16 protein-coding genes are annotated in these 18,674 nt (G+C 65.9%); 5 read left to right on the top strand and 11 right to left on the bottom strand.

Annotated features, from left to right (window positions below):
- Positions 1 to 10 precede the first annotated feature (10 nt).
- The 3 genes from JEY66_RS36960 (at position 11) to JEY66_RS36950 (ending at position 3,865) form a co-directional block, all read left to right on the top strand.
- The gene (locus JEY66_RS36960; protein WP_018269791.1) at positions 11 to 2,086 is read left to right on the top strand and encodes a pseudouridine synthase; all 2,076 of its coding nucleotides are present in this window, start codon (positions 11 to 13) and stop codon (positions 2,084 to 2,086) included.
- Between the two features lie 6 nt (positions 2,087 to 2,092).
- Entirely contained in the window at positions 2,093 to 2,656 is a 564-nt protein-coding gene (gene rsmD / locus JEY66_RS36955) for a 16S rRNA (guanine(966)-N(2))-methyltransferase RsmD (protein ID WP_016848010.1), read from the top strand.
- A 174-nt stretch (positions 2,657 to 2,830) separates the two neighbouring features.
- A complete protein-coding gene (locus JEY66_RS36950; RefSeq protein ID WP_026192254.1) occupies positions 2,831 to 3,865 on the top strand; it encodes an IS110 family RNA-guided transposase in 1,035 nt (344 codons plus the stop codon).
- 340 nt (positions 3,866 to 4,205) lie between these two features.
- Here JEY66_RS36950 and mutL read toward each other — a convergent pair whose 3' ends face one another.
- Positions 4,206 to 6,017 carry a DNA mismatch repair endonuclease MutL gene (gene mutL / locus JEY66_RS36945; RefSeq protein WP_018269793.1) on the bottom strand — a complete coding sequence of 604 codons (1,812 nt, stop codon included), beginning with the start codon at positions 6,015 to 6,017 and terminating at the stop codon, positions 4,206 to 4,208.
- Positions 6,018 to 6,249: 232 nt separating this feature from the next.
- Here mutL and JEY66_RS36940 point away from each other — a divergent pair, with 232 nt between their 5' ends.
- On the top strand, positions 6,250 to 6,570 hold the full coding sequence (locus JEY66_RS36940; RefSeq protein WP_016848007.1) for a ribbon-helix-helix domain-containing protein: 321 nt from the start codon (positions 6,250 to 6,252) through the stop codon (positions 6,568 to 6,570).
- 102 nt (positions 6,571 to 6,672) lie between these two features.
- Here the strand turns inward: JEY66_RS36940 and JEY66_RS36935 are convergent, their stop codons facing one another.
- The 4 genes from JEY66_RS36935 to JEY66_RS36920 form a co-directional block, all read right to left on the bottom strand.
- On the bottom strand, positions 6,673 to 8,241 hold the full coding sequence (locus tag JEY66_RS36935; RefSeq protein ID WP_016848006.1) for a GMC family oxidoreductase: 1,569 nt from the start codon (positions 8,239 to 8,241) through the stop codon (positions 6,673 to 6,675).
- Positions 8,242 to 8,259: 18 nt separating this feature from the next.
- Positions 8,260 to 8,808, bottom strand: coding sequence for a hypothetical protein (locus tag JEY66_RS36930; protein ID WP_018269794.1), 549 nt, complete (start codon positions 8,806 to 8,808; stop codon positions 8,260 to 8,262).
- A gap of 111 nt (positions 8,809 to 8,919) precedes the next feature.
- A complete protein-coding gene (locus JEY66_RS36925; protein WP_016844454.1) occupies positions 8,920 to 9,315 on the bottom strand; it encodes a VOC family protein in 396 nt (131 codons plus the stop codon).
- Positions 9,316 to 9,636 carry a c-type cytochrome gene (locus JEY66_RS36920; protein WP_026192255.1) on the bottom strand — a complete coding sequence of 107 codons (321 nt, stop codon included), beginning with the start codon at positions 9,634 to 9,636 and terminating at the stop codon, positions 9,316 to 9,318. It lies immediately after the preceding gene.
- Between the two features lie 389 nt (positions 9,637 to 10,025).
- Here JEY66_RS36920 and JEY66_RS36915 point away from each other — a divergent pair, with 389 nt between their 5' ends.
- Complete coding sequence (locus tag JEY66_RS36915; RefSeq protein ID WP_016844456.1) at positions 10,026 to 10,334, top strand: hypothetical protein; 309 nt, start codon at positions 10,026 to 10,028, stop codon at positions 10,332 to 10,334.
- A 180-nt stretch (positions 10,335 to 10,514) separates the two neighbouring features.
- On the opposite strand, the gene arfB is transcribed toward JEY66_RS36915, so the two are convergent.
- The 6 genes from arfB to ileS all read right to left on the bottom strand — a co-directional run bounded on the left by arfB (position 10,515) and on the right by ileS (position 18,661).
- Entirely contained in the window at positions 10,515 to 10,934 is a 420-nt protein-coding gene (arfB, locus tag JEY66_RS36910) for an alternative ribosome rescue aminoacyl-tRNA hydrolase ArfB (RefSeq protein WP_026192256.1), read from the bottom strand.
- 330 nt (positions 10,935 to 11,264) lie between these two features.
- Positions 11,265 to 12,629, bottom strand: coding sequence for a M16 family metallopeptidase (locus JEY66_RS36905; protein WP_016844459.1), 1,365 nt, complete (start codon positions 12,627 to 12,629; stop codon positions 11,265 to 11,267).
- The gene (locus JEY66_RS36900; RefSeq protein WP_016844460.1) at positions 12,626 to 14,017 is read right to left on the bottom strand and encodes a M16 family metallopeptidase; all 1,392 of its coding nucleotides are present in this window, start codon (positions 14,015 to 14,017) and stop codon (positions 12,626 to 12,628) included. Before JEY66_RS36900 ends, JEY66_RS36905 begins: the two co-directional genes overlap by 4 nt.
- Before the next feature lie 151 nt (positions 14,018 to 14,168).
- A complete protein-coding gene (locus tag JEY66_RS36895) occupies positions 14,169 to 14,900 on the bottom strand; it encodes a hypothetical protein (RefSeq protein WP_018269796.1) in 732 nt (243 codons plus the stop codon).
- Positions 14,901 to 15,001: 101 nt separating this feature from the next.
- The gene (lspA, locus tag JEY66_RS36890) at positions 15,002 to 15,499 is read right to left on the bottom strand and encodes a signal peptidase II (RefSeq protein ID WP_026192258.1); all 498 of its coding nucleotides are present in this window, start codon (positions 15,497 to 15,499) and stop codon (positions 15,002 to 15,004) included.
- A 147-nt stretch (positions 15,500 to 15,646) separates the two neighbouring features.
- Complete coding sequence (gene ileS, locus JEY66_RS36885) at positions 15,647 to 18,661, bottom strand: isoleucine--tRNA ligase (RefSeq protein WP_016844464.1); 3,015 nt, start codon at positions 18,659 to 18,661, stop codon at positions 15,647 to 15,649.
- Positions 18,662 to 18,674 lie beyond the last annotated feature (13 nt).

Here is an 18,674-nt window from a genome sequence, read left to right as displayed (position 1 = left end):
GAGAACATTCATGCCCCGCGACAGCGACAAAAACAACGATTCCCCGCGCGGCCGGCGGGACCGGGGGGCGCCCGGGAAGGGGCGGCCCAGTGGCTCCCGCGGATCTGACAAGCCGTTCGGCAAGCGCAGCTTCGGCGGCAAGCCCGATCGCGGCAAGGGTGATCGCGACAAGCGCGCGTTCGGCGACAAGGGCGAGGGCCGCTCGTTCCGCCGCCGCGAGGACGGCGATGCGCCGCGCCGCGATTACGGCGACCGGCCGCACTTCAAGCGCGACGACCGCGGCGGCGAGGGTGGCGGAAAGCGCCCGTTCAAACCGCGCGGCGAGCGCCGCGACTTTGATGCGGGCGATCGTCCTCAGCGCGGTGGCGCGCGTTCGGAAGGTCGGTCATCCGACCGCAAGTTCGGCGAGAAGCGGTCCTATGGCGATCGCGAAAAGCGTCCCTACACGCCGCGTGGCGAGCGTGACGGCGAGAAGCGGACCTTTGCGCCGCGCGGCGAGCGCGCCGAGCGCAAATTCGACGACCGCAAGTTTTCGCGCGGCGATCGCGACAAGGGTTCATTCCGCGACAAGGGCGAAGGCCGCCCGTTCCGCCGCCGCGAGGACGGCGATGCGCCGCGCCGCGATTTCGGCGATCGGCCGCGCTTCAAGCGCGACCGCGACTTCGAGGGCCGCGACCGCAGCGACGAGAAGCCCTGGCAAAAGCGGGATCGCACGCCCCGCGAGGACTACAAGTCGCGCGACGATCGCGGCGGCGACGAGCGCCCGCGCTTTTCGCGGTCGCGCGACGATCGCAGTGGCGGCGACCGTCCGCGATTTTCCAGGTCCCGCGACGATCGTGAGCAGGGTGATCGTCCGAAGTTCGGTCGGCCGCGCTGGAGTCGCGACGAAGACGCCGGCGATCGCCGCGACAATCGCCGGCGCGAGCGGCCCGAAGGCCGCACCGACTGGCAGGAGCACCCGCGCAGCGAGGGCCGCTTCTCCGACCGGCCGCGCCGCGACAATGAGGACGACAGTAGGATCTTTGCGAAGCGCCCGGCCTTCGGCGGTCGCGGCGCCTATCGCGAACGCGCCTCCGACGACCGCCGCGAGCGTCCCGAGCCGAAGCCGAAGAAATCCGGCGAGCGCATTGCGAAGGTATTGGCGCGCGCCGGTCTTGCCTCGCGCCGCGATGCGGAGGAGATCGTCACCCAGGGCCGGGTCACGGTCAACGGACGCGTGATCAACTCGCCGGCGCTCGATATCACCGAGAACGATGTCGTGGCGGTCGACGGCAAGCCGTTGCCGCCGCGCGAGCGGACGCGGCTGTTCATGTATCACAAGCCGCGCGGGCTGATGACGACGCATGCCGATCCCGAGGGGCGGCCGACCGTGTTCGACAATCTGCCCGAGGGCTTGCCGCGGCTGATCTCGATCGGCCGGCTCGACTTCAACACCGAAGGCCTGTTGCTGCTGACCAATGACGGCGGCCTGGCGCGGACGCTGGAGCATCCGGACACCGGATGGCTGCGCCGTTACCGCGTGCGCGCGCATGGCGAAGTGACGCAGGGCCAGCTCGACCAGCTCAAGGGTGGCGTCGAGGTCGACGGCGTCAAATACGGGCCGATCGACGCGACGCTGGAACGCGACCAGAGCGCCAATGTGTGGGTGGTGTTCGCGATCCGCGAGGGCAAGAACCGCGAGGTCCGCAACGTGATGGCGCATCTCGGACTCGAGGTGAACCGCCTGATCCGGATTTCCTACGGCCCGTTCCAGCTCGGCGAGCTCGAAGAGGGCAAGGTCGAGGAGGTCAAGACGCGGGTGCTGCGCGAGCAGCTCGGCGAGAAGATCGCCAAGATCGCGGGTGCCGACTTCACGCGGCCGGAGCAGCGTCACGCCGCCGACGGCGACGATGTACCGGCGAGGAAGCCGAAGCCCAGCAAGCGCGAAACCATCAACGATCGCAAGGGCCGCCGCGTGCTGGTGCAGCGCACCGGCAGCGAGGAAGCCCGTGCCCGCAATGAGGATGAGGCCAGCGGCTACGGCCCGCCGCGCCGTCCCAAGCGCGGCTATCACGGCAAGCGCGACCTCAAGCCGCGGGACGAGTAACGGTCAATGCGCGTCGTCGGGGGCAGGCTGAAGGGCCGCAATCTCGCTTCGCCTGCGGGCCGCGAGATTCGTCCGACCGCGGACCGGCTGCGCGAGTCCGTGTTCAACATTCTGATCCACGCCTACGACAATCCGATTGAGGACGCGCGCGTGCTCGACCTGTTTGCCGGCACCGGTGCACTTGGCATCGAGGCGGTCTCGCGCGGCGCCAGGTTCACGCTGTTCGTCGACAATGGCGCCGAGGCGCGGGCGCTGCTGCGCAACAATGTCGAGTCGCTCGGCCTCGGCGGGACGACCAAGGTCTATCGGCGCGATGCGACCGATCTTGGACCGGCGCATCCGGTCGAGCCGTTCTCGCTGGTATTTCTCGATCCGCCCTATGGCAAGGGGCTCGCTGAGAAGGCGCTCGCCTCGCTGCGCGACGGCGGCTGGCTCGTGCCGGGCGCGCTGCTCGTGGTGGAAGAGGCAAAGGCCGCGGCGTTCGCGCCACCCGAGGGCTTCGAGGAGCTTGAGCGGCGGGCGTATGACGACACCGAGTTCGTGTTTTTGCGAGCTGTCGCCGCAATCTAGTGTGCCGTCCCTGCGAAAGCAGGGACCCATAACCACGAAACTGTGTTGTGAAGGCACGCTGGGGCCCCAGCCTCTCTCAAACGGGAGATCGGTGGTTGATGGGGTGGACGGCCCCCTACGGCATCAGTTGTGCCAGAATGAGGTTGTTGCAAATCTCAGACAAGGGAGCCGTCCGTGAGAGAGATTATCCGCATCGGTATGGATACGTCGAAGCATATTTTTGTGCTGCATGGGGTTGATGCAGCCGAGCAGGTTGTGTTGCGCAAGAAGCTGTCGCGGAAGCAGGTGCTGGACTTCTTCGCCAAGTTGCCGCCGACGGTGATCGGGATGGAGGCCTGCGGAGGCTCGCAGCATTGGGCGCGAGAGCTTGGCAAGCTCGGCCATGAGGTCAAGCTGATGGCCCCGCAACTGGTGAAGCCCTACGTGATGCGGAACAAGAACGACGGGCGGGATGCGGAAGGGCTGTGTGAAGCGATGGGCCGGCCGAGCATGCGCTTTGTGCCGGTCAAGACGGCCGAGCAACAGGCCGCGCTGATGCTGACGGGTATCCGCGATGGATTGATCGCCCGGCGCACCCAGCTTGGCAATACGATCCGTGGCCATGCGGCGGAGTTCGGCCTGATCGCAGCCAAAGGGGTCGACAAGGTCGAGCCGCTGCTGGCACGGATTGCGCAGGACGAGACGCTTCCCGCCCTGGCGCGCGAGTTGTTTGTCGTGCTGGGCCGCGAGTACGCCAGGCTCGAGGGCGAGCTTGGGGAGATCGAAGCCAAGCTGATGGCCTGGCACCGATCCGATGCCACGGGTCGGCGTCTGGCGCAGATCCCCTCGATCGGTCCAATCATTGCGACGATGCTGGTGATGAAGACGCCGGATCCGCTTGCCTTCCGTTCCGGCCGGCACTTTGCGGCTTGGCTCGGCCTCACACCTCAAGACCATTCCACCGGCGGCAAGACCAGGCTCGGCAAGATTACGCGGGCGGGCGACGAGGACTTGCGACGGCTGCTGGTGATCGGGGCCACGGCGGTGATCCAGCAGGCCAGGCGCGGGCGCGGTCATCACTCGCGCTGGCTGCTGGCCCTGATCCAGCGCAAGCCGCCGAAGCTTGCGGCCGTGGCGCTCGCCAACAAGGTGGCCCGCATCGCCTGGAAGCTGATGGCAACAGGTGAGAGCTACGATGTGGCACGGATGAATCCCATTCCGGCCACCTAACAGATTGGCCGGCCGGCGGGCTCGCTCGCCGGTCGACCCGGAGCTGCAGGAGCAGATGGAGCGATCGATCGAGCAACGATGCGAGACAATCCGTGGGACCCATCGGCCGTCAACAGGTCGCCTGGTTGTTTGGAACTCGCATCGCGCAACCCATCTTGGCCAGCGATCGACCCGATCGCACTCAACAGGCCGGACATATGGATGCAAGCGATCCGATCTCACCAAAAAGCTCTTGTGCCACGGGGGCCGTCCACATATGGGTCCCGGGTCGCGCGGAGCCTGTCATCGGGCGGCGCTTTGCGCCGACCCGTTGGCTTGCCCGGGACGACGGCGATAGAGACTACCTCCGCCCGAACAGCTTCTCGATATCGCTCAGCTTCAATTCGACATAGGTCGGGCGGCCGTGATTGCACTGGCCGGAGTTCGGCGTGTCTTCCATCTCGCGGAGCAGCGCGTTCATCTCTTCGGGCTTGAGGCGGCGGCCGGCGCGGACCGAGCCGTGGCAGGCCATGGTGGCGGCGACGTGCATCAGCCGGCGCTCCAGCGGCAGCGCCTCGTCCCACTCGGCCATGTGCTCGGCGAGGTCGCGCAACAGCCCAGCTGCGTTGGCCTTGCCGAGCAGCGAAGGCGTCTCGCGCACCGCGACGGCGCCGGGACCGAAGGATTCGATCGCAAGCCCGAACGACGCCAGCTCCTCGGCGCGGTCGAGCAGCTTCTCGACGGTCGCTTCATCGAGCTCGACGATCTCGGGGATCAAGAGGATCTGCCGCTGCACGCCGTTCTTCGCCAGCGAGGCCTTCAGCTTCTCATAGACGATGCGCTCATGGGCCGCGTGCTGGTCGACCACGATGAGGCCGTCGCGGGTCTGCGAGACGATGTAGGTCTCGTGGATCTGGGTGCGCGCGGCGCCGAGCGGCCGGTCGAGCAGGTCGGGCGCGGCCTCGAAGCGCACATCGGCGGTCGGTGCGCCGACGTCGAAGGCGGCCTGTCCGGGCTCGGCGAAGGCGGGCGCCGCCGCGCCGTCGAACGCGCGCATCGGACCAGCCGGATAGGACGGCGAGCCGCGCCAGTCCCAATTGCCCGGTCGCGGCGGCGTGAAGGCTGGCCGAAAGGCCGAGAGCGCGGCGCCGTCGGCGGTGTTGGCCGCGGTGCGCCTGCCTTCGCGCGCAAGGCCTTCCTTCAAGGCGTGCACGATCAGCGCGCGCACCAGGCCGGAATTGCGGAAACGCACCTCGGTCTTGGCCGGATGCACATTGGCATCGACCTCTTGCGGGTCGCAGGTCACGAACAGCGCCACGACAGGATGGCGGTCGCGCGGCAGGTAGTCCGAATAGGCCGCGCGCACCGCGCCGAGGATCAGCTTGTCGCGCACCGGGCGGCCGTTGACGAACAGATATTGCCCGAGCGCATTGGCGCGGGTTAGCGACGGCGCGGCGGCAAAGCCCTCGACCACGACGCCCTCGCGCTCGGCGCGCACCTCGATCGCACTGGCGCGAAAATCCGCGCCGAGGATATCGCCGAGCCGGGTCAGCCGGCCGGCGGCGCCGGGCAGCGCCGCGGCCCAGGTGACCGGCGCGCGCTCTTCGCCAGCCAGCGTGAAGGCGATGTCCGGGCGCGCCATGCCGAGGCGACGCACCACCTCGCGGATCGCCTCCGCCTCGGTGCGGTCGGTCTTGAGGAACTTCAGCCGCGCCGGCGTGGCATAGAAGAGCTCGTTGACCTCGACGCGGGTGCCCTGGCCGAGCGCGGCCGGCATGACCTCGGACTTCTCGCCGCCTTCGACCGACAACGACCAGGCATGCGGCTCGCTGGCATGACGCGTCGTGATGCCGAGCTTTGCGACCGCGCCGATCGAGGGCAGCGCCTCGCCGCGGAAGCCGAGCGTGCGGATGCGGAGCAGGTCTTCGTCGTCGAGCTTGGAGGTGGCGTGACGGTCGACCGCAAGCGCGAGGTCGGCGCGGGTCATGCCGCCGCCATCGTCGGTGATGCCGATTCGGCGCCGCCCGCCGCCATCGGTGAAAACGTCGATCCGGCTGGCGCCGGCGTCGATCGCGTTCTCGACCAGTTCCTTGACCACGCTCGCGGGGCGTTCCACCACTTCGCCGGCGGCGATGCGGTTGACGAGCTGTTCGGGAAGCTGGCGGACGGGCATGGATTGGACGTTCGGAGAGCGATTCGAGACTGGCCGTTACTATAAGTCGCCGCGCCGGCAAATGCATGGGACCGATATGGCGACCGGATGCGGGTTGGGGATGAGTCCGGCCTATCGCCTTGAAGACGCTTGGCTTCGGCGGCCGGCGCGTTACGCCCTACGTCCCGATTGTGGGGCCGCGCGCACAGGTATATCGTTTAGAAAAATTATAAGTTCTCGCCGGAGGAACGCCATGTGCCATCTTTTCGCGCATCAGCCGCAACGCGACTATGAATCGCAGACCCGATCGTTGCGGATCGACGGCCATTGCACCTCGATCCGGCTGGAAATGTCGTTCTGGGATACGCTGGAGGAGATCGCGGCCAAGGAAGGCATGACGCTGGCCAAGTTCCTCACCACCCTGCACAACGAGGTGCTCGATCATCACGGCGAGGTGAACAATTTCGCGTCGCTGCTGCGCTGCTCCTGCCTGATCTACCGCGCCAAGGCGAATGCGCCGGCGGTCGTTCCGGACTATCGCGGGGCGGCGGCGATCATGGATGCCGCGGAATAGCGTCAGCCGCAATCCATCGCGCAAAGAGAAAAGCGGCCTTGTCCTGTTGGGCAAGGCCGCTCCAGTGAGAGGGGAATTGTATTTTCTTGCTGGATCTCCTCGCTAAATCTCCTTGCGCTGCATCGCGCTGGCGATGTGGTCGGCCTGGCGGATCGCCAGCGACACGATCGTCAGCGTCGGGTTGCAGGCAGCACCGCTCGTGAACTGGCTGCCGTCGGAGACGAACAGGTTCTTGATGTCGTGGGTCTGGCCGAACTTGTTGACCACGCCGTCGCGCGGCTTCTCGCTCATCCGGTTGGTGCCCATGTTGTGGGTCGAGGGATAGGGCGGCGTCGGATAGGTGACGGTGGCGCCGACCGCCTCATAGACCGCGGAGCCCTGCTTGTAGGCGTGATCGCGCATCGCGACGTCGTTCGGATGATCGTCGAAATGCACGCTGGCGACCGGCATGCCGAACTTGTCCTTGATCTTCGGATCCAGCGTGACGCGGTTGGTCTCCTGCGGCATGTCCTCGCCGACCAGCCACATGCCGGCCATCCGCGGATAGCCCTCGATCGCGCTGGTGAAGCTGCGGCCCCAGGCGCCGGGATTGAGGAACGCGGCCATGAACGGCAGGCCGAGCGACAGGGTCTCCATCTCGTAGCCGCCGACGAAGCCGCGCTTCGGATCGTTCTTCGCCTCGTCGCGGATGATGCCGGCCATCGTGGTGCCGCGATACATGTGCACCGATTTCTCGAAGCTCGCATACACGCTGCCGGTCATGTGCCGCATGTAGTTGCGGCCGACCTGGCCGGATGAATTGGCGAGCCCGTCCGGGAACATGCTGGAGGCGCTGTTGAGCAGCAGTCGCGGGCTCTCGATCGAGTTGCCGGCGACCGCGACGACGCGGGCCTTCTGGCGCTGCGTGGCGCCGGTCGAATCGGCATAGACCACGCCGGTGACCTTGCCGGACGGGTCGTGCTCGATCTTGATCACCATGCTGCCGGGGCGCACTTCGAGATTGCCGGTGGCTTCGCCCTTCGGGATCTCGGTGTAGAGCGTCGACCATTTGGCGCCCGACTTGCAGCCCTGGAAGCAGAAGCCGATCTGCTGGCAGGAGCCGCGGCCGTCGCGCGGCTCGCTGTTGATCGCCATCCGCCCGGTGTGCACCTCCTTGTAGCCGAGCTTCCTGGCGCCGGCCTCCATCACCTTGAAATTGTTGTTGCCGGGCAATCCCGGGATGCCGTTGGTGCGGGTGACGCCCATCTTGTCCTCGGCCTTGGCGTACCACGGCTCCATCTCGGCGAGCGTGATCGGCCAGTCGATCAGGTTGGCGCCGGGAATGCCGCCATAGGCCGATTTGATCTTGAACTCGTGCTCGTCGAAGCGCAGCGAGGCGCCGGCCCAGTGCGTGGTCGAGCCGCCGACCGCCTTCACGATCCAGGCCGGCAGGCCCGGAAAGTCCTGATGGACGCGCCAGCTGCCCGATGTCGAGCGCGCGTCGGACCAGGCCAGCTGGGTAAAACTGTCCCATTCATCGTTGATGAAGTCCTGGTTCTCGATGCGCGGGCCGGCTTCCAGGATCACGACCTTGACGCCCTTCTGCGCCAGTTCATTGCCGAGCGTTCCGCCGCCGGCACCGGAGCCGACGATCACCACAACGCCGCTGTCATTCAGATCGAATTTTGCCATTGTTTCCTCCCGACCCGTTCAGACCTTCGGCAGCCAGTCGATATCGGCAAAGCCGCGCTTGATGTAGCCGCCATGCTCGGCGGAGGAGCCCTCGTAGCCGAACCGCGGCCACACCTCCTTGTTGTTGTAGATGGAGACGATGAGGTCGCCGCGGATCTTCTGGAAGAACGCGCTTTGCTCGATCTGTTGCAGCAGCGCGACGCGGTCGTTTTCCCAGGCGACCTGGACATAGGGCATCTTGTGGCGGTCGTTGGCCGCCTGATCGAGCCTCGTGACGCCGTCATTGATCAGCGACTTGACCGCCGGATCCTTCGCGGCCTTCTCATCATACGGCTTGACCGCTGCGATGTAGTAGCTGTCGCCGAGGAAATCGTGCGGATAGATGTCGCGCGCCATCTTCAGCAGCGTCTTCAGCGTGGCCGGCGTCAGCGTCGTGGCGCCTTCAGCCCACGCATCGGTGATGCCGAGCCCCGTCGAGGTCGCAATCGCGACTGCGGGTGCGGTAACGGCCGCGCCTTTGAGAAAGACACGCCGGTCATATTTGCTGCGTCGATCGATTTCTCTCATGGGTTCCTCCGTCAATTTTTATTTGTGCAATTGCCTTGTTGTCTGAGCATGCTCTTTTTGCTTGAGCATGATCCTGTCGGAAAGCCGGTCTCCACTTTTCCGGATCATGCTCTAGCCGAAGCGCCCGCCGCGCTGGATCACCTCGATCTTGTAGCCGTCGGGATCGGAGACGAAGAAGAAGCGCGCCAGCGTCTTGCCGTCATGCTTGAAGTCGCGCAGCGGCCCGGGCGACAGTTTCTCCTTTTCGAAGCGCGCGTGCTCGGCATCGACGTCATCGACGATGACGGCGAGATGGCCGTAGCCGTCGCCGAGCGTGTAGGGCTCCTTGCGATCGAAATTGACCGTGAGCTCGACCTCGAAGGGCGAGGAGGGATGGCGCAGATAGATCAGCGCGAAATCGGGAAATCTCAGATTGTCGGCGATCTCGAGGCCGAATGCGCGCTGGTAGAAGTCGAGCGCCTTTGCTTCGTCGAGCACGCGGATCATCGAATGCACGGGTTTCGCCATTCAGTTCAGCTCCTTCAGATAGGCGATGATCATGGCGCGGGTTTCCGGCTTGGCCTGCCGGTAGGCCATCACGGCGCCCGGGATCACCTCCTGCGGATTGCTCAGCCAGGCATCGAGCCTGGCGTCGTCCCAGACGAAATCGGCCTTGCTGAAGCCCGCGGAATACTTGAAGCCGTCGGCCTTGCCGGCGTGGCGGCCGACGATCCTGTAGAGCGACGGTCCCTGCCGGACGGCATCCGACATGTTGGTGGTGTGGCAGGTCGCGCATTGCTGCTTGAACAGCGTCGCCCCATCGGGCGGCTTGACGGCGGGCAAGGGCATCTGCGCGCCGGTCATTTGCACTGCAAGCATTGCGCTGCAAAATCCCAGCCCCAACGTCCACCTTGCGCGCAGCTTTGTCATCTACACCACCGCCTCTGTGCCGTGACTGTAGGAGGCTGAAATCCGCCGTTGGTAGTAGCGGGCTGTTTCACAGCAGAACAAAGCTGGGCGGCGATCTGGCGCGGAACCGGTGGTTGCCGCATATGCGGACGACAATTTCGCAAAATGACCGCGAAATCCCTGCACGATCACCACACGACGCAGCTTGCATCTCGCGTGCGCCGTTTGCGGAAAATGCAGTCTCGCGCGATGGGGTTCAGGGTCGGCGCTGCAAACGGCGCATGCCTGCGCCGCTCCTCCATCGTCAATTAAAATCCCAGGAGAAATGGATGACGTTTGCAAAAACCAGCGTGCTCGCCCTTGCCATCTCGGCCGCGATGGCCGGCCCGGTCCTGGCACAGGGGACGACTGCACCGGATACCCAGCTTCGCGGCGGTGCACAGGGCAGAGGTACCATGCAGCAGGGCGGCGGCATGTCCGGCAGCGGCGATGAGGAAATGACGGCGCAACCAGGCGCGCCGACGCAGAAGAGCGGTGCCACCGCCAAGTCGGGCAGCAGCAAGGGAACGGTCGGCAGCGGACGCACGGCACCGAAGTCGGGCGGTTCCGAGATGGCGCCTGCAACCAAGAAGTACTGAAGTACGAGAGCCTTCGCGGTTCTGATCAGTCAGAACCGAAGCTCAAGCTTCTTGTTCTGACGCGTTCCTTCGCGCGAACCGGCATCCGCTTCGCGCGAAAACGCGTCTGGTTACGCTGACCGGATCCCGGATGCAGCGCCGCGTGCGCTGCGTCCGGCGTTCCCTAAACGTCGACGTTCCCTAGTCGTCGAAACGGCGCGTGCCGCGTCCCGCCTTGATGTCGCTGCGGCGTTTCTTGCCCTCGAGCCGGCGCTGCTTGGAGCCGAGCGTCGGCTTGGTCGGCCGCCGCGGGGTCGGCCGCACCATCGCCTCCCTCAACATCTCGAGCAGCCGCTCGATCGCATCAGCGCGATTGCGTTCCTGGGTGCGAAAGCGGAAAGCGTGGATCACGATCACGCCGTCCTTGGTCATGCGGCTGCCGGCGAGCCGCGCCAGCCGCTGCGCGGCGTCCGCCGGCAATGCAATCTTGTTGGTATCGAAGCGAAGCTGCGCTGCGGTCGAGACCTTGTTGACATTCTGCCCGCCCGGACCGGAGGCGCGGACAAAGACGATCTCAATGTCGTTCTCGTCGATCGTAAGGTCGCGGGACACCCGCAGCATGACATCACCCATGGAGGGAAGAATCGGCAGGCCGCAGGATAGCGGGTTTGGCTTCGCTTGGGTGTGTTGATGCAGTGTTCGTTACGTCAGCGGTCCGAGCCCGCCGCTCACCCCTCTCCCCAACCCTCCCCCGCAAGGGGGGAGGGAGCCCTCACGCTTGCGCGTCCCTGACGATCGATGCAACAGCGCCAATCAAGCCTTAGCGTCAGTTGTGACTCGCTGTGAGGTGAGCACGCCTCTCCGGCTCCCTCCCCCCTTGCGGGGGAGGGTGGGGAGAGGGGTGGCCGCAGCGGTGGTGCGTGTCAAGCGGCGGACGCCCGCCGAAACGTGTCAGTTGGCCTTCGGCGGCGCCGACACCGGCTGCGCCGCGGCTTGCGGAGCGCGGCCGACGATTGCGGTGAGCAGGCCGTTGCCCCAGAGCCGCTTGGCGACCCGCTTGGCATCGTCGAGCGTCACCGCGTCGACGATGGCGTTGCGCTTCTCGATGTAATCGATCGGCAGCTTGTCGAGCTGGTATTGCAGCATCGCCTGCGCGAGCTTGGAGGAGGTGTCGAGCGCCAGCATCTGCGAGCCCTTCAGGTAGGACTTCGCCTCGTCGAGCTCCTGCTGCGTCGGACCTTCCTCAGCGATGCGGCGGACTTCCGCTTCGATCGCATCGACGGTCTCGCCGGCGCGGTCGGCGCGGGTGCCGGTGTTGCCGATGAACAGCGCGGAGTGATCCATCCAGACCAGCGCTTCATAGATCGAGTAGGCCAGCCCGCGCTTCTCGCGCACTTCCTTGTAGAGCCGCGACGACAGCCCGCCGCCGCCGAGAATGTGGTTCACCACATAGGCCGCCATGAAATCCGGGTCGTGCCTGGCGATGCCGGGGCCGCCGAAGGTGACGACGGTCTGCGGCACGTCGAGCGGGACGAAGGCGCGCTGCGGCGGCCTGGTCGCCACGACGTCGGGAACGGGCGTCAATTCGGCCTTCGCCGGCAGGCCGCCAAAGGTCTTGTCCAGCAGCTTGCCGAGCGTATCGGGATCGACGTCACCGACCACGGCAACGCGCAGCGTATCCTTGGCGATGATGCGGCGGGTGTAGTCCTTGAGATCCGGGATCTGGATGGTCGGCACGCTGTCGAGCGTGCCGGTGGCCGTTCTGGCATAGGGATGATCGCCGAATGCGAGCTCGAGGAACTTGCGGCCGGCGAGCGAGGACGGATTGGTCGATTCGCGGCGCAGATTGGCGATCACCTGGGCGCGGATGCGTTCGACGTCCTTCGGCTCGAAATGCGGCGAGGTCAGCGCCATCCGCAACAGGTCGTAGGCTTCGTCCTTGTTGTCCTTGAGCATGCGCAGTGAGCCGCGGAATTGATCGCGGTTCGACTGGAAGCCGAGCTCGATGGCGCGGCGCTCGAGCCGCTCATGATAGGTCTTGGAATCGAGATCGCCGGAGCCCTCGTCGAGCAGGTCGGCGACCAGATTGCCGACGCCGGGCTTGCCGGGCGGATCCTGGCTGGCGCCGCCGCTGAAGGAGTATTCCATTGCGATCAGCGGCACGGTCGCGTCCTGCACGAACCACGCCTCGATGCCGCCGGGCGATACCAGCCGCTGGATCTTGGCCGCGGCCTGCGAGGGCGCCGACGTCAGCGTCAGCAGCGCGGCGCAGGCGCCGCCGATCAGCGCCGCACGGCGGGTGAGGGAATAGATCACGAGCGCTTCTCCTCGCGTTTCGGCGCAGTATCCTTGATCAGATAGCCGGTCACCGACCGCTTCTTGTCGAGCCAGCTGGCGGCGGCAGTGCGCACCTGCTCGGCGGTGACGGCGCGAATGCGATCCGGCCAGCTGCGGATGTCCTCGATGCTGAGCCCGGTGGTCAGCGCGCCGCCATACCAGCGTGCCAGCGTCGCCTGGTTGTCCTGGGCGTAGATCGCCTCCGCGATGAGCTGGGTCTTGACCCGTTCGAGATCCTCGGCGCGCGCCGGGTTCTGCGCGAGGTCGGCGATCACCTTGTCGATCGCGTCCTCGATCTGCGCGAACTCGACGCCGGGTTTCGGCGTCACCGAGATCGAGAATTGCGACGGATCGAGCGAGGTGCCCTGGTAGCTGGCACCGGCCGAGATCGCGAGGCCCTTGTCGATCACCAGCGAGCGATAGAGATAGGAGTTGGCGCCGCCGCCCATCAACTGTGCGAGCACATCGAGCGCCTGGCTCTCGCCCGCCGCCGCCGTCGTCGCCGACGGCACCAGGTAATAGCGGCGCAGGCTCGGCTGTTCGACGCGCGGATCCGACAGCGTCACGGTGCGCGGCGCGGCAGGCGTCGGCTCTTGCGGCCGGACCCGCTTCTCGGGGATCGCATGCTGCGCCGGGATCGGGCCGAAATTCTTCTCGACCAGCGGGCGGACATCCTTGACGTCAACGTCGCCGGCGATGACCAGGATCGCGTTGTTCGGCGCGTAGAAGCGCCGGTAGAAGGCGAGCGCATCCTCGCGGTCGAGCTTCTCGATCTCCTGGTGCCAGCCGATCACCGGCCGGCCATAGGGATGGTTGAGATAGAGCGCGGCCATGATCTGCTCGGCCAGCCTTGCATCCGGGTTGTTGGCAACCCGCATGTTGAACTCCTCCAGCACGACGTCGCGCTCGGGCAGCACGTTCTCGTCCTTGAGGATCAGGCCGGTCATGCGGTCGGCCTCGAACTCCATCATGGTCGGCAGCTGCTCGCGCGGCACGCGCTGGAAGTAGCCGGTGTAGTCGACCGAGGTGAACGCGTTCTCATTGCCGCCGACGCGCAGCACGGTCTGCGAGAACTCGCCGGCCGGATGCTTGGCGGTGCCCTTGAACATCAGATGCTCGAGGAAATGCGCGAGGCCCGACTTGCCGGGCGTCTCGTCGGCCGAGCCGACCTTGTACCAGATCATCTGCGTGACCACCGGCGTGCGGTGGTCGGGGATCACCACGATCTGCAGGCCGTTATCGAGCGTGAAACTGGCGGGGCGTTCCGAGGTGACGGTGGTCTGGGCGCGGAGGCTGGCACCCGGCAGCGGGATGGTGGAAACAAATGCGGCAGCGAACAGGGTGATCGATCGGCGAGAGCGCATCATGGTCCTTATGAAAGCCCGGACCCACGGCCGGGGCGCGAAAGCAAGCCATCGTACACGGTCGTTGCCGTGCCCAAGGTCACGAAGCGGAGAGACACCCGCCGCCCCGCATTAAGCTTTGCTCATGTCAGCCTTCGCCCGCGGAGGCCAAGCGTCACTGCACCGGTTTTCCGGTCATGACGTCGTACTGGCCTTCCTTCGCCATCGGCGCCTGCGGGCCGGTGCCGTAGGCATAGCCCCCGGACGGTGTCTGGTAGCCCGGCGGCGGCTCGGTCAGGGATTCGCGCGTCGGCTCGCCCTTGAAGGGTTTGGACTCGCTGCTGTTCCCCTTGAACATGCCGAGCAGGCCGCCGGTGTAACCGAGCTGGCTCGGCATCAGCGATGGATTGGTGCTCACGCCGGGCTCCAGCGGCTCCTTGCGGCCATCGGTGGCGGTCTGCTGCTTGCGGCCGGCCTCGATCTCGGCCGGCGTCAACGCCACTGCCGACTGCCACGGCTCCTTCTTGACTTCCTTCTTGCGCGCCGCAATCGCAGCCTTGCGCGCCGCGATATCAGGGTCCTTCGGCCAGTTCGGCGCGTTGACCTGGGCGGTCGATGCCGGCGGGGGCAAATCGAGCTTCGGCGGCACCACCAGCGGCGAGCGCTCGCGGTAGTCGATGCCCTTGCTGGCCGCGCTCTTGGCGCCGAGCCCGGTCATCAGATTGTCGACGATCCGCTCTTCGAAGGTCAGGCCGTCGTCGCCGTCATCCTCATCGTCGCCGGCGCGCACCGGGCCGGCCGTCATGACAAGGCCGATCCCGGCTGCGACGAACGCCAGGCGCAGGCCGCGCATCAGCGGCAGCCGGGACGTCTCGATCAGGTAACCGCGGGCTTTGGTGTTGCGCATCGCGCCATTCCCATCTCAAATTTCGTCAAAGCGATCACTGGCTTAGGCACAGTTCCGCTTGACACAGGTGTCGACCGCTGACCGGCTCGTATCGGCCGGGATCAGGGCGCTTTTACGGCGGGGGTCCCCACCACAGAATCATACAATAGGGCTGCCACGCCAGCAACGATGGCTACGTCGGCGAGGTTGAAGATGTACCAATTGAAGGTTTTTCCCCCGATCTCGGCATGAAGCAGGGCAAAATCGACCACCGCGCCATAGGCGAAGCGGTCGATGCCGTTCCCGATGGCACCGCCGATGATCAGGCCGAGCGACACCGTCGCGAGCCAGGTCCGCGACCGCGCCATCCAGATCGCCAGCGCGATCACGGCCGCGGCCTTGATCACCATCAGCAGGATCTGGGCCGCCGGGGTCTCGCTCTGGAACCAGCCGAAACTGATCCCGGGATTCCAGGCGAGCACCAGGTCGAAGAACGGCGTCACGGTCACCGGGGCGTGGTGCGCGATGTCGAGGACGTGGAGCAGCCAGAGCTTGGAGGCCTGGTCGGCGATCAGGGTGATGATCGCCGTGATCACGCCGGTGCGGAGGGGAGGGGTCATCGGCTTGCCGCCAATGGCGTCGTCCCGGCGAAGGCCGGGACCCATACGCCGTGCCGGGTATTGTTTGAATGACTCGGGGTCATCAACCTTCGTCCATTCGAGACAGCAGTGGTTATGGGTCCCGGCTTTCGCCGGGACGACGGACAATTAGGAGATGCCCCCCAGCGCCTTCCATTCGCGCAGCGCTTGCGCATCGCGCGGCGAGACGTCGGGATATTCGCCGTCCTCGCCCACCGTCGGCAGGATCTTCCACGAACGGGCGCATTTGGTGCCGACCGCCTTCTCGACCACGACCGCAACGCCAGGCACGGTATCCAGGCGAAAGGCGTTCGCCGGCGCCTCGCCCTCGCGCACCTCGTAGTTCGAGGTGATGCAGACTTCGGCGAGATCGATGTCGAACAATGTGGCCAGCATCTGCCGGTCGGCGACGTAGATCACCGGCGATGCCTCGAGCGAGGAGCCGATGCGCTTGGCGGCGCGTTCGAGTTCGAGCGCACCGGTGACGACGCGGCGAACGTTGCGGATCGTCTCCCACTTCGCGGCAAGCGCGTCGTCGCGGAACTGCTCGAGACCTTCGGGGAACAACGTCAGATGCACCGAAGGCTCGGCGTTCGGCCGATACATCCGCCAGGCCTCGTCGGTGGTGAAGCTGAGGATCGGCGCCAGCCATTTCAGGATCGCGTCGCAGAGCAGATCGATCGTGGTCAGCGCCGCCTTGCGCGCCACCGAGGACGGCGGATCGCAATACAGCGTGTCCTTGCGGATGTCGAAGTAGAACGCCGACAGCTCGGAGTTCATGAACGCCGCGAGGCTTGCGACCACGGTCTTGTAGTCGAAGTCGGCATAGGCCTTGCGGATGGTCTCGGCGTGGCCGGCGAGCTCGTGCAGCATCAGCCGCTCGAGCTCGGGCATCTCGGCAAAGGCGACTTTCTCGCTCGGCTTGAAATGATGCAGCGTGCCGAGCATCCAGCGGATCGAGTTGCGCAGCTTGCGATAGGTCTCGATAGTGTTCTTGAGGATCTCCGGGCCGATGCGCTGGTCGTCGGCATAGTCGGTGGCGCACACCCAAAGGCGCAGGATATCCGCGCCGGAATCCTTGATCACCTTCTGCGGCTCGACCGTGTTGCCGAGCGACTTCGACATCTTGCGGCCGTTCTCGTCGAGCGTGAAGCCGTGGGTCAGCACGATGTCATACGGCGCGCGTCCGCGCGTGCCGGCGCTTTCCAGCAGCGACGAGTGGAACCAGCCGCGATGCTGGTCGCTGCCTTCGAGATACATCACGGTGTCGTTGCCGCCATCGACCTTGCGGACGATGTTGCCGAGCTGCGGGAAGTTCTGGCGGTCTTCCAGCACGAAGGCGTGCGTGGAGCCGGAATCGAACCAGACGTCGCAGATGTCGTCGACCTTCTTCCAGTTCTCGGACGCGCGTGACCCGAGGAAACGCTCGCGGGCGCCGTCCATGTACCAGGCGTCGGCGCCTTCCTCCATGAACGCCTCGGTGATGCGCTGGTTGACGACCTCGTCCTGCAGGATCTCGGCCGAACCGTCGCTGTTCTCGCGCACGAACACGGCGATCGGCACGCCCCAGGCGCGCTGGCGCGAGATCACCCAGTCGGGACGGTTGGCGATCATGCCGTTGATGCGGTTTTCGCCGGCCGGCGGCACCCATTGCGTGACCGAGATCGCGTGCAGCGCGCGGGCGCGCAGCGTGTCGCCCTTTTTCGCATGGCCGTTCTCGGCGATGGGCTTGTCCATCGCGATGAACCATTGCGGCGTGTTGCGGAAGATCACCGGCTTCTTGGAGCGCCAGGAGTGCGGATACTGGTGCTTGAGGCGGCCGCGCGCGAGCAGCTTGCCGGCCTCGATCAGCGCCTTGATCACGGCCTCGTTGGCGTCGCCCTTCTCGCCCTTGTCGTTGAGCACGCGTTTGCCGGTGAAGCCCGGCGCCTGCGCCGTGTAGGCGCCGTTCTCGTCGACCGTATACGGGATCGCCGTCGGGATGCCGCGCGCATCGAGCTCGCGGGTGTTGGCCGTCCAGACGTCGAAGTCCTCGCGGCCGTGGCTCGGCGCGGTGTGCACGAAGCCGGTGCCGGTGTCGTCGGTGACATGCTCGCCTTCGAGCAGCGGCACGATGAATTCGTAGCCGCCACCGAAGCCGCGCAGCGGATGAGCGCATTCGACCGCGTCCAGCGTGTCGCCGGGAATATCGCGGACCTTCTCATAGGACGTGACGCGCGCCTGCTTGAACACCTCGGCGGCAAGCGCGTCGGCCAGGATCAGGAGATCGCCGGTCTTCGCCCAATTGTCCGCCGGCGCATCCGTCACCTTGTAGAGGCCATAGGCGATCTTCGGCGAGAACGAGATGGCGCGGTTGCCGGGCAGCGTCCACGGCGTGGTGGTCCAGATCACGACCGAGGCATTGGCCAGCGCGCCATGCGCCGGCGAGGTGACCGGGAATTTCACCCACACCATGTCCGAGGTGTGGTCCTCGTATTCGACCTCGGCTTCGGCAAGCGCGGTCTTCTCGACCACGCTCCACATCACCGGCTTCGAGCCGCGATAGAGCGTGCCGTTGGCCGCGAACTTCATCAGCTCGCGGGCGATCTGGGCTTCGGCCGGATAGCTCATCGTCTGGTAGGGATGATCCCAGTCGCCGATGATGCCGAGCCGCTTGAACTCCTCGCGCTGCACGTTGATCCAGTGCGTCGCATAGGCACGGCATTCCCTACGGAACGCGACCATCGCCGCGGAGTGGCGGAAATCGGGCTTCTGCTTGCCCTTGGAGCGGTAGTTCTCCTCCTCGATCTTCCATTCGATCGGCAGGCCGTGGCAGTCCCAGCCCGGCACGTAGTTGGAGTCGAAGCCGAGCATCTGCTGGCTCTTGGTCACGACGTCCTTGAGGATCTTGTTCAGCGCGTGCCCGATATGGATGTTGCCGTTGGCGTAGGGCGGGCCGTCATGCAGCACGAATTTGGCACGGCCTTCGGCTGCCTGGCGGAGCTTGTCGTAGAGGCCGATCTCGTTCCAGTATTTCAGGATTTCCGGCTCGCGCTGGGGCAGGCCGGCGCGCATCGGGAATTCCGTCTGCGGCAGGTAAAGGGTCTTGGAATAGTCCCTAACGTCAGTCTTTTGGGCGTCGGTCTTTTGCGGCTTGTCGGACATGAAAGCTCTGATT

Source organism: Bradyrhizobium elkanii USDA 76 (assembly GCF_023278185.1).
Classification (GTDB): Bacteria; Pseudomonadota; Alphaproteobacteria; order Rhizobiales; family Xanthobacteraceae; genus Bradyrhizobium; species Bradyrhizobium elkanii.
The sequence above is the reverse complement of the archived record's forward strand: the minus strand, read 5'-3'. Positions and strand labels throughout refer to the sequence as shown.